Below are 14,132 nucleotides of genomic sequence, written 5' to 3' on the forward strand. Positions count from 1 at the left end.
GCGATTCTGAAGAGTGCAGTTTCCAAAAGAACGCAATGAGTCAGTCTTATCCAGATATCGATATTGCGGCTTTTATTGATCATTCCTTGCTCACACCGATCGCGACTCCTATTCAAGTCGAGCAGTGGTGCGAGGAAGCCGATCGCTATCACTTCGCCTCCGTGTGCGTCCTTCCAATTCACGTCAAGCAAGCGACAAACCTGCTGCATACCAAGCAGCCTAAAGTCACGACGGTAATTGGATTTCCCTTAGGGGCAAACACCTCGATCATCAAGCGCTATGAGGCAGAAGAAGCCGTCGAAAACGGCGCGACAGAACTAGATATCGTGATTAATCTCAGTTGGTTAAAGTCTGGTAATCTCGATGCCCTTTATCGAGAGATTGCAGAGATTCGGGAATCCACCGGCTGTCCGATCAAAGCCATCTTGGAAATGTCACTTTTGACCGAAGCGGAAAAACGCACTGCTGCCCAGATGTGCATGGATGCTGGAGCCGCCTTTCTCAAAACCAGTACAGGCTGGAACGGAGGAGCGACTGTCGCAGATGTCCGCCTTTTGAAAGAAATCGCTCAGGATCGGGTCGGAATTAAGGCTTCTGGGGGAATCCGCACTGTTGAACAGGCTTTAGATTTGATTGTGGCGGGAGCGACACGGCTTGGAACATCCAGAGGTGTCGAGTTACTGCGTCAGCGCGATACCCTAGAAAAGACCCCCAATGAATCTGGTTCATGAGCCGAACTTACAAAGCGATCGGAATCAATCTTAAAGCGATGCCCTTGGGAGAGGCAGATCGAATCGTCACGATTTTGACGAAGGAATTCGGATTGCTTAGAGCCGTAGCGATGGGGGCGCGTAAGCAAAATTCTAAACTGGGGGGGCGCAGTGGCTTGTTTGTTGTGAACGAACTGCTGATGGCAAAAGGACGATCGCTCGACAAAATCACGCAAGCCGAAACGCTGGAGTCTTATCCAGGCTTGGGGCGCAACCTGAAGAAACTGACCGCAGGGCAATATTTAGCCGAACTCACCCTTCAGCAAGCCCTCAGCGAACAGCCCCAAGAAGAACTCTTCTATCTATTAAATGAGCACCTAGCCCGAATCGAGCAATGCACGGATGATGAAGTGCTGCCTCGGTTAATTCACGCCGTTTTTCAGCTTTTGGTGGTGGCTGGAGTCGCGCCTCAAGTGCATCAGTGCAGCGTCACCGGAGCCACGATCGAGCCGGATTTGAGCAGTTCTGAGCCGCAAGCTGGATTTAGCAGTGCGATCGGCGGAGTGGTCAAGCTCGAAGAACTCGATCGCCTGATCCAAGAACAGTCCCCGCAGTACCGAGTCCAGTCACCTGTGGGAGAATATCGGGTGGCAGGATCAAGCGTTTCGACTTCCCCTCGAAAATTCCACGCTGCTTTGAGTGTGCCACTCTACCCCCCCGAACTTGCCGCGCTTCAGCATCTCCCCCAGGCTGAACCACCTGCGCCAGACCAACATTCCACCGCCGTCTGGCTCACTCTCGAAAAGTTGCTTCGTCAGTACGCGCAGTATCACTTCGATCAACCGATTCGATCTGCTGCCCTGATTGAAAGCTGTTTTGCAACCGACTCGATGCCTTAAACCATGATGCGACCCTCCCCAACCGACTACGTTTTGATGTCCGCGCTCGATCACGATTCAGCCCGCCTGAATTCTCATCCTGAGCCGTTTCGCTCTCAGCCGCCGAGCCGCTCGATCGAGCCGCGATTGATGCCAAAAGAGAATACATTCCCCGATTTTGATGGCGAGGTTTCTGAAAATGGGAAGGTAGTATCGCCAGATCAACCCGTACCAGAACCGCCTGAAGAGCCAGAACGAGGATTTGCACCCGTCCTGAGAAACCGTAATTTTCTTACGCTCTGGTCGGGTCAGGTATTCTCGCAGTTGTCGGATAAGGTCTATCTGGTGCTGATGATTGCTTTGATTGCGAGTCGCTTTCAGTCGGAGGGGCAGACGATTAGCGGTTGGGTATCCTCGATTATGATCGCATTCACAATTCCGGCGATTTTATTTGGTTCGATCGCGGGGGTCTATGTTGATCGCTGGTCGAAAAAAGGCGTTTTAGTCTCGACCAATCTACTGCGCGGGGCGCTAGTATTTGCGCTGCCGGTTATGCTTTGGCTGACTAAAGGCTGGACAACATTCAAAGACTTACCGGTTGGGTTCTGTCTGCTCTTAGTCGTGACCTTCTTGGTTTCGACGCTGACGCAGTTTTTCGCACCCGCAGAACAATCCATCATGCCGCTTGTCGTGGAGAAACGACATCTGCTTTCAGCAAACTCGCTCTACACCACGACTGCAATGGCTTCGGTGATTATCGGATTCGCGGTGGGTGAACCGTTGTTGGCGCTGGCGGATACGATCGCCAGTCGATTTGGTGGCAGTACAGATTTCGGTAAAGAGCTACTGGTTGGCGGCGGATATGTGATTGCAGGAGTCCTCTTGCTGCTGATGCGAACCGGAGAGAAGCCACAAGAGGTTGCACCGGAAGATCAGCCGCACGTTTGGGAAGATATTAAAGATGGGTTGAGCTTTCTTGGTAAACACGCTCATGTGCGCGGCGCGTTGATTCAGCTTGTGATTCTGTTTTCGATTTTCGCGGCACTCGCAGTTTTGGCAGTGCGACTAGCGGAAGTGATGCCCGAAATTAAGTCTTCACAGTTTGGGTTTCTCTTGGCAGCAGGCGGTGTCGGCATGGCGGCGGGAGCGGCATTGCTGGGGAGTTTTGGACAGCGTTTTGCTCATGCAAGACTGGGAACGATCGGGTCGATCGGCATGGCATCCTGTCTGGTTGGAATTGGCTTTTTCTACAGCCATCTTTGGATTACCCTCGGATTGCTGGTGGCGCTGGGAGCCTTTGCCGCATTGATTGGAATTCCGATGCAAACCACAATTCAGCAAGAAACACCCGAAGATATGCGAGGTAAAGTCTTTGGTCTGCAAAACAATGCCGTTAACATTGCGTTGTCGTTGCCGCTGGTTTTAGCGGGCGTATCTGAAACGATCTTTGGGTTGAGAATTGTGTTTCTGGCGCTTGCTGCCTTGACGATCGCGGGCGGATCGCTAACCTGGTATATTGCACATACGAATGATAATAACCAGGAATAAGAGCTTAGGAACCAGAGACGTGTTGTTTCTACGACCTTGAGCCTCACATCACCCTTAGTCTCTATTACTAAACTCAAATGCACATCGCTTGGCTTGGCAAGAAAACACCGTTTTGCGGCAATGTTACCTACAGTCGAGAAGTTACGAATGCTCTGTTAGATCGAGGACATCAAGTTAGCTTCTTCCACTTTGCTCAGGAAGAAGGGGTTCCCGATAACTTTCCCGATCTCAGAGAAATTCAGATTCCGTTTTTATATAAATCGCAAATCTACACGATCCCGACGCTAAAATCCGCCAAAGTTCTCGAACAAGCGCTTAAAAATCTATCGCCAAAGCCCGATTTGGTTCACGCATCGCTGACACTATCGCCGCTTGACTTTATGCTGCCGGAGATTTGTCAGACGTTGAACCTTCCTTTAGTTGCAACGTTTCATCCCGCATTCGATCGCAAACTTCGCAATCTCACCTCTGGGACTCAGCATTTGATGTACCAGCTTTATGCACCCTCTTTGGCGAAGTACGATCGTGTGATTATTTTCTCCAGAATCCAGCGAGATTTACTCATCAAACTGGGTGTTCCAGCAGAAAAGATCGCGGTGATTCCAAACGGAGTGGATATTGAAAAATACTCACCGGGAGCATCGTCGTTTAAAGCCAGGGTGGGTGCAAAACGGTTGTTTTTGTATCAAGGTCGAATCGCACCCGAAAAGAATGTTGAATCCCTCTTAAAAGCTTGGAAGCAGGCGAATATGGGTGAGGATTGCAAGCTGGTGATTGTGGGTAATCATGGAACTTTAGCGGCTTCGCTGATTCCGTTTTACGGCGAGGAACACGGGATTAAATGGCTAGGATTTTTGGCGGATGAGCGCGATCGCATTAACATCTTGCGCGATACGGATGTGTTTATCTTGCCGTCGCTCGTCGAAGGCTTATCGCTGTCTCTTCTAGAAGCAATGGCGTGTGGAGTCGCGTGTGTGGCGACTGATGCGGGGGCAGATGGTGAAGTCTTAGAAGACGAGGCGGGAATTGTTCTAGAAACGCAGCGCGTCACGTCACAATTGAGAGCATTACTTCCTCAACTGCGAGATCACGCAAGCTGGACAACGATGTTGGGGCAGAAGGCGAGACAGCGAGTAGAAGAGCGCTACACGCTGAGCAACAATATTTCTCAAGTCGAAGCGTTGTACGAAGACTTGCTAGAGAAACATCGACACCGCCGCCGAGTGCCATTTTTGAATAAAGTTCCGTCACTTTGGAGATCGATCGATTTACCCCAGGGGCGTTATCCGGCTGCGATTGATCTACCGCTTGATATTTAATTTAGGAAGTTTAGCGATTGTAAAGTGAGAAGAAAAGCTTCACATTTCTTCTCATCAATATTGGAGTTTTCACGAAGTTCTTCACCTTTTGAGGGAGTTATTCAGATTGCTCTGTAGGTGAAATTTAAAGCAGTCAGCAATGAAGTAGTTCCCTAAATTCCTCACAAATAGGGAGCTATTCACGCTTAGAACAGTTTTGATTTAACCGTTTTTTGAAGCAATTAGAAATAGAAATTAGGGAAAAACGATGAACTGGTTTATTTCTTTTGAACAACTTGGAGATTTGGCAATGGCTCGACCCGATCCTCCTTATTTTTTGCTATTTGTCGGCTTTTTTATCGCTGTGACTAGCGCAATTCCATTTGTCGCTTTGGTTAGGGAACGCATTGATTATTGGTCTAAACATTTCTCTGCGAGTGACCTACCCTTCAGAGGAGCGGTGCAAATTATCCTGCCGCTGACCGGCATGATGAGTGGAATCTACATCCTCACTGCTTCTGGATTGGAAGTGCTTGGAGTTCCAGTTCTGCCTGCTTTATTTTTCTCTCTGCTGTTTATCCTGCTGCTGAGCTATTTGACATGGTTACAGTTGGGCAGACTGTTAAGCCAGAGAGCGGTTAGCCATTATCTGCATGAGAATCAAGATTTTCCCAATCACGATCGAGGAGTTTCTTCGGCGGCTAGATAGCGCTCTGTCAACACCAGGAGATCGACCCAATTCTGGGGGATCTAAAGCAGTCAGGAGCGGTTCGATGTTTCTGACTGCTTTTTGCAGCGATGGTGCAAGATCTTGCTTAGTAAAGCAACATTTGCTGCAATTACTCTTCTTTCTCAGGTTTCAATAGCGGGAAAGCGATCACATCACGGATACTAGCTGAATCGGTTAACAGCATTACCAGGCGATCGATCCCAATTCCCAAGCCTCCGGTCGGCGGCATTCCGTACTCTAACGCGGTCAAGAAGTCCTCATCGACACCATGCGCTTCGAGGTCTCCGGCTGCTTTTCGCGCTGCTTGCGCTTCCAAGCGATCGCGCTGATCCAATGGATCAGTTAACTCCGAGAAACTATTCGCGGTTTCGCGCCCGACGATGAACAATTCAAAGCGTTCGACCAGTCCGGGCTGCGATCGGTGTGGTTTTGCCAAGGGTGAAATCTCAACCGGATAATCAAGAATAAAGGTCGGTTGAATTAGCGTAGTTTCGACGGTTTGCTCAAAGGCTTCGTTGAGGAGTTTACCGATCGACGAGCAATCCTCAATGTCGCGAATTCCTGCTTTTTTCGCCGCTGCTTTCGCGTCTTCTAACGACGTGAATTGAGCAAAATCAATCCCGGTTTTTTCCTGCACAATTTCGTGCATGGTGATTCGCCGCCAAGGGGGAGTGAGATCAATTTCTTCGCCTTGATAATTAATTTTGAGCGTTCCAATCACCTTCTGTGCCACGGTGGTAATGATTGCTTCAGTAAGATTCATCATGTCGTGGTAATCAGCGTAGGCTTGGTAAACCTCAATCGACGTAAACTCAGGATTGTGTCGCGTCGAAATGCCTTCGTTTCTGAAAATTCGACCCAGTTCAAACACTTTCTCAAAGCCGCCCACAATCAGCCGCTTTAGATGCAATTCAGTGGCGATTCGCAGATAAAGCTGCATATCCATGGTGTTGTGATACGTGATAAACGGGCGGGCATCTGCCCCACCGGCTTCACTCATCAACACAGGTGTTTCAATTTCGATAAAGCCTTGCTCATCCAAATAGCGGCGAATGCCTGCGGTAATTAATGCCCGCTTACGAAACGTATCGCGCACTTCTGGATTCACAATCAAATCCACATAGCGCTGACGATACCGCTTTGCCACATCGGTCAATCCATGCCACTTATCTGGCAATGGCAACAGCGATTTGGTCAGCATCATGTAATCTTTCACATACACCGACAATTCGCCTTTTTCGGTGCGCTTAATCGTGCCTCGCACTCCCAGAAAATCGCCTGCATCCGTTAGCTGTTTGAGTTGATTAAATGCCTCTGGATTATCTGGCATGAATGCTTGAATTCGGCTTTTTTCTAGATAAAGCTGAATCGTTCCGGTCTCGTCTTGCAGCGTGAAAAACGCCAGTTTTCCAAAGACACGACGCGTCATAATTCTGCCCGCGATCGCAACCTCGATCGAATCTTCTTCGCCACTTGGCAACTCAGCAAACTTTTCCTGCAACTGTGCCGCCGCGTGGGTTGTTTCCCACCGATACGCATAGGGATTGATTCCCAACTGCTTGAGTTGTTCTACTTTCTCGATTCGAGTTTGGCGAAGTTCGTCTGACATGAGTAGGGCGTGAAAGAATGCAGTCTCTCATTATAGGGGGGTTTGCCGAATTACCACGCGGATGATCTCGATTCACTCGACACGCTAAGATAGGTTTTGGTCTTATCACGCCACATAGGGATGCTACTGTGCTGAAAAGCCTGATTGCTGACTTCAAAATTATTTTCGATCGTGACCCCGCTGCCCGCAATTGGTTAGAGGTACTGTTCTGCTATCCGGGGTTACAAGCCTTGATGCTGCATCGGATCGCCCATTGGCTATACAAAGTGGGCGTACCCTTTGTGCCGAGATTAATTTCACAGATTGGACGATTTTTTACGGGAATTGAGATTCACCCTGGAGCCACGATCGGTCAAAGCGTCTTTATCGATCACGGAATGGGTGTCGTGATCGGTGAAACAGCGATCGTCGGAGATTACGCACTGATTTATCAAGGGGTGACGCTGGGCGGAACCGGAAAAGAATGCGGCAAACGACATCCAACCCTCGGAGAAAACGTGGTCGTGGGTGCAGGCGCAAAAGTGCTGGGAAACATCCAGCTTGGCAACAATGTGCGAATCGGGGCGGGATCAGTGGTGCTGCGGGATGTTCCCTCGGATTGCACGGTTGTGGGCGTTCCGGGGCGGATTGTGTATCGTGCCGGAGAGCGAGTTGAGCCACTGGAACATGGGCGCTTACCGGACTCCGAAGCGCAAGTGATTCGGGCCTTGGTCGATCGCATTGAGACTTTAGAGCAGCAGATCCAAAGCCTGCATACTCGTGAATCATTAGCTGCGTGTTATGCAATGCCTGCAGTCGAGCCGAAGCCCGAATCCGTAAATGAAGGAGAAGCCTGTCGATTGCGAGATCGCGTGATCGATGAGTTCCTCGACGGTGCTGGAATTTAGTGCTGGAATTTAACTTTCAGGAACACGCCTCTAGGGAGAGGAAACTGTTTCTCAAGCTACGAACATAAGTGAAGAGCATCTGTGGAATTTCCCCGAATCATGCTCTTCATTTTTGTAGAAATAGGATAGGTTTCATGTTTAGAAAGTATTACATCGTAGCAATTTCTGCGATCGTGGGATTGTGTTTCGCGATCGGGGGTTCGTTCTTTTCGCAGGTTAATGCTCAACAGTCGCCGCGTATCCCTACCGTCAACACCAATCAAGCCAACGCGGTTGATCTTGCATTTGTTAACGAAGCCGCGCAATTTGGACTAGCTAACATCATGTTGGGTGAGATGGCGCTGCAGAAATCAACCAATCCGTCAGTGCAAAAGTTTGCACAAGCTGAGATTGCAGAGCAACAAAATGTGAAACAACAGTTAACGCGCATTGCTCCTCAGCTCCAGGTAACGCTGCCGACCGCTCCAGGCCCGAAGTATCAAGCACTTATGCAACGGTTTTCGCAATTGTCAGGAACGCAGTTTGATACTGCTTATCTCGATGAAGGTGGTATCAATGCTCACTTAGAGGCGGCATCTCTCTATCAGCGCGAAGCAGCATTTGGGCGCAATCCGAGTTTGCTCACCGTAGCAAATCAAGGATTACCAATCATCAATCAGCATTTTACGATCGCGAGCAGTCTAACAAGCTATCGCTTTGCTCAAGTGCCACGGCGCTACAACGAAGCCTCAGCGCCCACAGCACCCAGCGCTCAATAAGCACAACTGAAGCAATCACTTTAAGCCCGATGCTTGAGAACTCGAACTCAGGGTCGGGTTTTATAGTACAATTTTTCTAGTTTGAATTTAATTTCCTGTTACATAATGCAGGTGCAAGCTTACTTTTTCTAGAACGATGGCAAACTATCAGCAGATTGAGTATCGCATCGGTAAAGATGGCAAAGTTACAGAAACGGTGCTAAACGGATCAGGTGAAAGTTGTACCCTGGCAACTGAAGATTTAGAACGATCGCTGGGTTCGATCGAGGCGCGGGAGTTGTTGCCCGAATATCACGACAGCGAGGACAATCTTTTAATGGTTGAGCAATTAATAGTTGAACAATCCCAAACCATTCAGCAGGAGTAATCGCATGGATCTCGTGCTGGATGGTTTGTTGTTTGCGGCGATCGGGTGGGGTGCGCTGTATTGGCGAAAAGCTACCTCCGAGTTGCGATCGGACATTGATGCTCTAAAGCAAACACAAGCTGATTTAGAACAAAAACGAGAAACCGCTATTTCAGATTGGCAAACGAGCCAGCGAGAAAAAGCAGCTTTAGAAGCTCAAATCGAGGAATTGAAGCAGCAGTGTGTGAGATTGCGATCGCAGCTAGAAATACAATCCGTTCAAACACAGCAAGATTCTAAAACGAAAGCTTTTGAGCAAATTCAATCTCTGTTAACACAGTATCCCAGTGTGCGACAAATAACAGAGACAAAGCCAGATTTACCTGCTCGGAACTTAGTTGGAATGTTCACTGCACTCGATAACTTAATTCAGTTTTGGGGCTATCAAACGATCGGCAAACCTTGGGAGCAAGTCGAGTTTGATCCACAACTGCATCAGGGCGATGTTGCTGATTTAGCACCAGGAGAACTGGTGTATGTGAGATTTGTGGGCTATCGATCGAGCAATCAAATCTTAGTTCCTGCTAAAGTCAGCCGAACTTTACCTGCTGGAGCAACATCATGACCGCAGTTGCGATCGATTTTGGCACCAGTAACACTGTGGTTAGTGTGTTGGAACCTGATACACAGGCTCCGATGACATTGAGGGTTCCTGAGATTTCTCGATGGTTCAATGATGTTGCCGTTGTACCTAGTTTGGTGTTTGTGCAAGGGCAAGGAGAGTTTGTGGTTGGGGAGCCTGTGCGATCGCAGCGTCTCGGATTAACGCAGCCTCAGCGATTCTTCCGCTCGTTTAAGCGAGATTTAACGGCAGATTTTCAGCCTCCAGCCAGAACATTAGATGGACAGGTTTATGATGCGGAGGCGATCGCGGTTCAATTCCTGAGTGAGATTTGGCAAGCGATTAAAGCCGCACAGATTCAACCTTCATTGCTAATTTTCACAGTTCCGGTCGGAGCATTTGAAAGATATCTCAATTGGTTTCAGGATGTTGCACTGAAGTTTGGTTTTCCTGATGTGAAGTTCGTTGATGAATCAACTGCCGCAGCATTAGGATATGCAGTCGATCGACCCGGATCAACAGTGCTAGTCGCTGATTTTGGCGGCGGAACATTAGATTTAAGCTTGGTGAGAACTTCAACGATGGCGAGCGGTCAGAAAGTTTTACAGGCTGAAGTGTTAGCAAAATCAGATGCTTACATTGGGGGTGAAGACCTCGATCGCTGGATTGTCGAACACTATCTGCAACAAATGAATACCACGCGAGAGGCAATCGGTGAGATGGGTTGGCAGAATGTGTTGTCGATCGCAGAACAGTTAAAAATTCGGCTATCCAGTGCAGAGGAAGCAAAAGAAAGCTGGTTTGATGAGGAGAATTTTATCTATCACGATTTGATATTGACGCGATCGCAGTTTGAAGACCTGCTAGAAGCTCGGCAACTCTTGGAGCAAGTGCGACAAGCGATCGATGAAACCTTGCAGTTAGGTCTGCGTAAAGGGGTTCAGAAGTCCGACATCGAACAAGTGTTATTGGTCGGTGGAAGCTGTCAGATTCGAGCCATTCAGCAATTGTTTATGTCATATTTCGGACGGCAAAGAGTTCAGGTACACAAACCCTTTGAAGCTGTAGCGCATGGGGCATTAGCACTTACACAGATTGCTGGACTCGAAGACTATCTGCGACATGGTTATGCGATTCGATTGTGGGAGCCTTATTCTCGATCGTATACCTACTTTCCTTTGTTTGAACCTGGCACAAAGTACCCTTGCAAACGCGAAGAGCCTTTAACCTTGCAGGCTGCGTTAGAAGGACAAACTGAGATTCGATTAGACATTGGTGAAGTAGCGCAAGTGACCGAAGCAGAAGTAACCTATGATGCTCAGGGACGAATGAGCAGTACACCGTTGCGTCCCCAGGAAACTTATCGATCACTTGCTCACGATCGCAATCAAATCTGTGTTGCCCGACTTGATCCACCCGGAAAACTTGGAGTCGATCGAATCTCTGTGGAATTGGAGGTCACAGAACAGCGAATCTTAACGGCAACCATTCGAGATTTACTAACTCAGAAGGTGCTACTAGAACAAGGCGCAATCGCGAAACTCAGCTAAACAAAGTCAACTGAACAACGATTGATCACTCACCCATCAAATGCACCACTAACTCCCGTGTGTGACGCTGTTGGCGATGCTCCCAAAGATAAATACCCTGCCACGTTCCCAACACTAATCGTCCCTGAGCAATCGGAATCTGCTCAGACGAGTGAGTCAGCACTGTCCGAATATGAGCAGGCATATCATCCGCTCCTTCCGTACTGTGAACATAGTTCTCCCACTCTGGAACCAGCTTCGCGAAAAAATTCTCTAAATCCCGCAGCACATCTGGGTCAGCGTTCTCCTGGATAATCAGACTCGCAGAAGTGTGCCGTAAAAATAGATTACACAAGCCCGTTTTAATGCTCGACTCCACCACGATCGCGCTCACCTGCGAAGTAATTTTATGCAGCGATTTTCCCTGCGTTGCAATTCTAAGAATCTTCTGATACTGCGTCATACCTAATCCCCTAGCTACCCTCATTCAAGCGAATCCGACTTACAGTTTCAAGCGATCGCAAATTTATCAATTTCTGAAGAATCCCGAAATGACGCTACAACACTCTGTAGCTTTGTAGAATCTGGATGTCGCGCTACCACTTATCGAAAATTCTATCCATCAGTTTTACGCCGAGGTCTTCCTCATGCCAAAGGATAAACGCCGCTTTCCGCTTGGAATCGTAGTCGGACTCTCTACGCTCGTCGTCGCAACGGGGGGTGCCACCGCCTTTTTTACTTGGCAAAACACTCACAACAGCCAATCGACTCCAGTTGCCGTCAAGTCCCCTCAAGCAAATGCTCCTGCATCAGTTCCTAGCGCTCCCGCAGCTTCACAAAACCCGATTCAAGTAGCCGCAACCGAAAAAACTGCTCAAGTTTATTGGCTGAAAGATAGCGCCACCGACCTCGAACTTGCCCCGGTTGCGGTCAAGGTCAAATCTGCTGATCGAGACGAAGCCCGACTCACCGCCGCCTTCAATACTCTGTTCAGCGCCGCACCGAGCCAAGATTTAAGCAGTGGTGTTCCCAAAGGCACAACGCTCCGCAGCCTTAAGGTGAAATCAGATTCTATCTATGTCAATCTCTCTAAAGCATTCACCTCTGGCGGTGGTAGTTCATCGATGACGGGTCGCCTCGCTCAAGTTCTCTACACCGCAACCAGTCTCAATCCCAATGCCAAAGTCTTTCTCTTAGTTGAAGGAAAGCCGCTCACAGTATTAGGCGGTGAAGGGCTGATAGTCGATCAACCGCTCACTCGATCGCAGTTTGAGCAGGAAACAGGCACCAAGCAAGAATAAGCATTCCTTTCTAGCGGCGACTGGCTAAACTAAAAGCGCGGAAATGCTGCGCCTGTTGTTCAATGCGACTGGCTAAACGATCGCACACTAAATTACACAACTCAAAAATCAAATCATCCTCGACGCGGTAATATGCCAGCGTTCCTTTCGATCGACGAGTCAGGATTCCCGCCTGGAGCATCACTTTCAGATGCTTCGAGACGTTCGCTTGACTCGTATCCGTCGCCTCCACTAGATCTTGAACACACTTCTCCCCATCACGTAACAAATTGAGGATGCGAAGACGCATCGGTTCGCCTAGCACACTGAAATAATCAGAAACTTGTTGTACGACTTCGAGGGGTACAGGCTGCGCGGGTGATTTCATGCCAACTTTGACAACAGAATGACTTGATCCCCAAATCTTAGCCACTCCAATTCTCTATAGCAATAGAGTCATCTTTGTTCCCCGTGATTTTAGCGAAAACTTCATAAAACCTCCGGCAATTTTGTAGAGAATATACAGTGATTTCACGGATACACTCCGAAAATTAAATCCGTGCCGCTGTCGAGAGAAAACGATCGTATAGGCAGCCGAAAGTGCACAATAACGGCTTGAATCCAATCACCGAGAGGAGATTACATCGAGAGACCGTAGTAAAACTCCGTCTCCAGAGGTAAAACATCAAAAATCGAACCTCCTATTGTAGGAGGGAACTTGCTAGGCCCTTTGGAATTCTTCATAAATAATGTCGCTGTGATAGTATCTGGATGTCTGAGGAGATTTTACGGCTGTATATCAGCACAAGTTCGGTGGTGGAGGAGTAGTAAGCGTGCAAAATAATATCCCAATTGGGTATTCCCAGTTTGGTATGCTCCGGAGTCAGCCAGATCCGCTACGTATTGGCGTGATCGGTGTCGGCAACATGGGACAGCACCATACACGGGTCTTAAGTCTGCTGAAGGATGTAGAGCTAGTTGGCGTATCTGACATTAATGTAGAGCGTGGATTGGACACAGCCAGCAAGTATCGGGTTCGATTTTTTGAGAATTATCATGATTTGCTAGAGCGGGTTGACGCGGTTTGTATCGCCGTACCAACTCGTTTGCATCACTCGGTAGGAATGGCGGCTCTGAAAGCCGGAGTTCATGTTCTGATTGAAAAGCCGATCGCGGCAAGTATCGCAGAAGCAGAATCGTTAGTGAATGCCGCCGCAGATTGCCAACGAATTCTGCAAGTGGGTCATATCGAGCGGTTTAATCCGGCGTTCCAAGAACTTTGCAAGGTTCTGAAAACTGAGGAAGTGCTAGCGCTTGAGGCACACCGGATGAGTCCGTATAGCGATCGGGCCAATGATGTTTCGGTTGTCTTGGACTTGATGATTCACGATATCGACTTGCTGTTGGAATTAGCCAATTCTAAGGTGGTAAAACTCACTGCAAGTGGAAGTCGTGCCTCGAATTCCGGTCAGCTTGACTATGTAACTGCAACATTGGGATTTGCGAATGGAATTGTGGCAACACTGACCGCTAGCAAAGTGACTCACCGCAAGATTCGGCGGATCTCAGCCCATTGCAGAAGCTCGTTGACTGAAGCAGATTTCCTCAACAATGAAATTCTGATTCATCGTCAAACGACCGCCAACTACAAGACCGATTATGGTCAGGTGTTGTACTGCCAGGATGGATTAATCGAAAAGGTGAAGACGAGCAATATTGAGCCGCTTCATGCTGAGTTAGAACATTTTGTGCAATGTGTTCGGGGTGGGATCGCGCCTTCGGTTGGAGGCATTCAAGCGCTCAAAGCTCTAAGGCTGGCAAGCTTAATCGAGCAGATGGCGCTAGATGGAAAAGTCTGGCATTCTGCACCAGACTCTAAGGTAATTGAACTGGAAACGGCAGCGATCGCAGTCTAGTTCAGTTTCAATCTGAAGGTT

14 protein-coding genes and 1 pseudogene are annotated in these 14,132 nt (G+C 48.6%); 12 read left to right on the forward strand and 3 right to left on the reverse strand.

Annotated elements, in window-relative coordinates; genetic code table 11:
- Positions 1-35: 35 nt before the first annotated feature.
- From deoC to NC980_RS09470, 5 genes and pseudogenes are all read left to right on the forward strand, one after another.
- The gene (deoC, locus tag NC980_RS09450) at positions 36-731 is read left to right on the forward strand and encodes a deoxyribose-phosphate aldolase (protein WP_190375595.1); all 696 of its coding nucleotides are present in this window, start codon (positions 36-38) and stop codon (positions 729-731) included.
- Positions 728-1,692, forward strand: a pseudogene (recO, locus tag NC980_RS09455) (DNA repair protein RecO). The gene deoC and the pseudogene recO overlap by 4 nt, the downstream one beginning before the upstream one ends.
- Positions 1,613-3,136: an MFS transporter gene (locus NC980_RS09460; RefSeq protein ID WP_242026548.1), complete on the forward strand. Its 1,524-nt coding sequence runs from the start codon at positions 1,613-1,615 to the stop codon at positions 3,134-3,136. Before recO ends, NC980_RS09460 begins: the two are co-directional and overlap by 80 nt.
- Positions 3,137-3,213: 77 nt before the next feature.
- Positions 3,214-4,455 (forward strand): glycosyltransferase family 4 protein, encoded by a 1,242-nt coding sequence (locus tag NC980_RS09465; protein ID WP_190375597.1) that lies wholly within the window; start codon positions 3,214-3,216, stop codon positions 4,453-4,455.
- Positions 4,456-4,702: 247 nt separating this feature from the next.
- Positions 4,703-5,143, forward strand: a complete 441-nt coding sequence (locus NC980_RS09470) for a hypothetical protein (protein WP_190375598.1) — start codon at positions 4,703-4,705, stop codon at positions 5,141-5,143.
- 130 nt (positions 5,144-5,273) lie between these two features.
- Here NC980_RS09470 and lysS read toward each other — a convergent pair whose 3' ends face one another.
- On the reverse strand, positions 5,274-6,773 hold the full coding sequence (gene lysS, locus NC980_RS09475) for a lysine--tRNA ligase (protein ID WP_190375599.1): 1,500 nt from the start codon (positions 6,771-6,773) through the stop codon (positions 5,274-5,276).
- Positions 6,774-6,901: 128 nt separating this feature from the next.
- On the opposite strand from lysS, the gene cysE reads away from it, so the two are divergent.
- The 5 genes from cysE (at position 6,902) to NC980_RS09500 (ending at position 10,936) form a co-directional block, all read left to right on the forward strand.
- Positions 6,902-7,660: a serine O-acetyltransferase gene (gene cysE / locus NC980_RS09480; RefSeq protein ID WP_190375600.1), complete on the forward strand. Its 759-nt coding sequence runs from the start codon at positions 6,902-6,904 to the stop codon at positions 7,658-7,660.
- A gap of 134 nt (positions 7,661-7,794) precedes the next feature.
- Complete coding sequence (locus NC980_RS09485) at positions 7,795-8,418, forward strand: DUF4142 domain-containing protein (RefSeq protein ID WP_190375601.1); 624 nt, start codon at positions 7,795-7,797, stop codon at positions 8,416-8,418.
- 136 nt (positions 8,419-8,554) lie between these two features.
- Positions 8,555-8,785, forward strand: coding sequence for a DUF2997 domain-containing protein (locus tag NC980_RS09490; protein WP_190375602.1), 231 nt, complete (start codon positions 8,555-8,557; stop codon positions 8,783-8,785).
- Positions 8,786-8,789: 4 nt separating this feature from the next.
- Positions 8,790-9,389: a molecular chaperone GrpE gene (locus tag NC980_RS09495; protein WP_190375603.1), complete on the forward strand. Its 600-nt coding sequence runs from the start codon at positions 8,790-8,792 to the stop codon at positions 9,387-9,389.
- On the forward strand, positions 9,386-10,936 hold the full coding sequence (locus NC980_RS09500; RefSeq protein WP_190375604.1) for an Hsp70 family protein: 1,551 nt from the start codon (positions 9,386-9,388) through the stop codon (positions 10,934-10,936). Before NC980_RS09495 ends, NC980_RS09500 begins: the two co-directional genes overlap by 4 nt.
- 25 nt (positions 10,937-10,961) lie before the next feature.
- On the opposite strand, the gene NC980_RS09505 is transcribed toward NC980_RS09500, so the two are convergent.
- Positions 10,962-11,378: a secondary thiamine-phosphate synthase enzyme YjbQ gene (locus NC980_RS09505; RefSeq protein WP_190375605.1), complete on the reverse strand. Its 417-nt coding sequence runs from the start codon at positions 11,376-11,378 to the stop codon at positions 10,962-10,964.
- Positions 11,379-11,562: 184 nt separating this feature from the next.
- Here NC980_RS09505 and NC980_RS09510 point away from each other — a divergent pair, with 184 nt between their 5' ends.
- Positions 11,563-12,216 (forward strand): GerMN domain-containing protein, encoded by a 654-nt coding sequence (locus tag NC980_RS09510; protein WP_190375606.1) that lies wholly within the window; start codon positions 11,563-11,565, stop codon positions 12,214-12,216.
- A gap of 10 nt (positions 12,217-12,226) precedes the next feature.
- On the opposite strand, the gene NC980_RS09515 is transcribed toward NC980_RS09510, so the two are convergent.
- Positions 12,227-12,583, reverse strand: coding sequence for a metalloregulator ArsR/SmtB family transcription factor (locus NC980_RS09515; RefSeq protein WP_190375643.1), 357 nt, complete (start codon positions 12,581-12,583; stop codon positions 12,227-12,229).
- 484 nt (positions 12,584-13,067) lie between these two features.
- On the opposite strand from NC980_RS09515, the gene NC980_RS09520 reads away from it, so the two are divergent.
- Positions 13,068-14,111 carry a Gfo/Idh/MocA family oxidoreductase gene (locus NC980_RS09520; RefSeq protein ID WP_190375644.1) on the forward strand — a complete coding sequence of 348 codons (1,044 nt, stop codon included), beginning with the start codon at positions 13,068-13,070 and terminating at the stop codon, positions 14,109-14,111.
- The last annotated feature ends 21 nt before the right edge of the window (positions 14,112-14,132 follow it).

It is taken from the genome of Leptolyngbya sp. AS-A5 (assembly GCF_039962495.1).
GTDB lineage: Bacteria > Cyanobacteriota > Cyanobacteriia > Leptolyngbyales > Leptolyngbyaceae > Leptolyngbya.

Bases quoted from the DNA above. Each gene is read 5' to 3' on its own strand.
- NC980_RS09505 (WP_190375605.1), bottom strand. From the start codon at position 11,378: ATGACGCAGTATCAGAAGATTCTTAGAATTGCAACGCAGGGAAAATCG.
- NC980_RS09465 (WP_190375597.1), top strand. From the start codon at position 3,214: ATGCACATCGCTTGGCTTGGCAAGAAAACACCGTTTTGCGGCAATGTT.
- NC980_RS09495 (WP_190375603.1), top strand. From the start codon at position 8,790: ATGGATCTCGTGCTGGATGGTTTGTTGTTTGCGGCGATCGGGTGGGGT.
- deoC (WP_190375595.1), top strand. From the start codon at position 36: ATGAGTCAGTCTTATCCAGATATCGATATTGCGGCTTTTATTGATCAT.
- NC980_RS09500 (WP_190375604.1), top strand. From the start codon at position 9,386: ATGACCGCAGTTGCGATCGATTTTGGCACCAGTAACACTGTGGTTAGT.
- lysS (WP_190375599.1), bottom strand. From the start codon at position 6,773: ATGTCAGACGAACTTCGCCAAACTCGAATCGAGAAAGTAGAACAACTC.
- NC980_RS09460 (WP_242026548.1), top strand. From the start codon at position 1,613: ATGATGCGACCCTCCCCAACCGACTACGTTTTGATGTCCGCGCTCGAT.
- NC980_RS09485 (WP_190375601.1), top strand. From the start codon at position 7,795: ATGTTTAGAAAGTATTACATCGTAGCAATTTCTGCGATCGTGGGATTG.
- NC980_RS09520 (WP_190375644.1), top strand. From the start codon at position 13,068: ATGCTCCGGAGTCAGCCAGATCCGCTACGTATTGGCGTGATCGGTGTC.
- NC980_RS09470 (WP_190375598.1), top strand. From the start codon at position 4,703: ATGAACTGGTTTATTTCTTTTGAACAACTTGGAGATTTGGCAATGGCT.
- NC980_RS09490 (WP_190375602.1), top strand. From the start codon at position 8,555: ATGGCAAACTATCAGCAGATTGAGTATCGCATCGGTAAAGATGGCAAA.
- NC980_RS09510 (WP_190375606.1), top strand. From the start codon at position 11,563: ATGCCAAAGGATAAACGCCGCTTTCCGCTTGGAATCGTAGTCGGACTC.
- NC980_RS09515 (WP_190375643.1), bottom strand. From the start codon at position 12,583: ATGAAATCACCCGCGCAGCCTGTACCCCTCGAAGTCGTACAACAAGTT.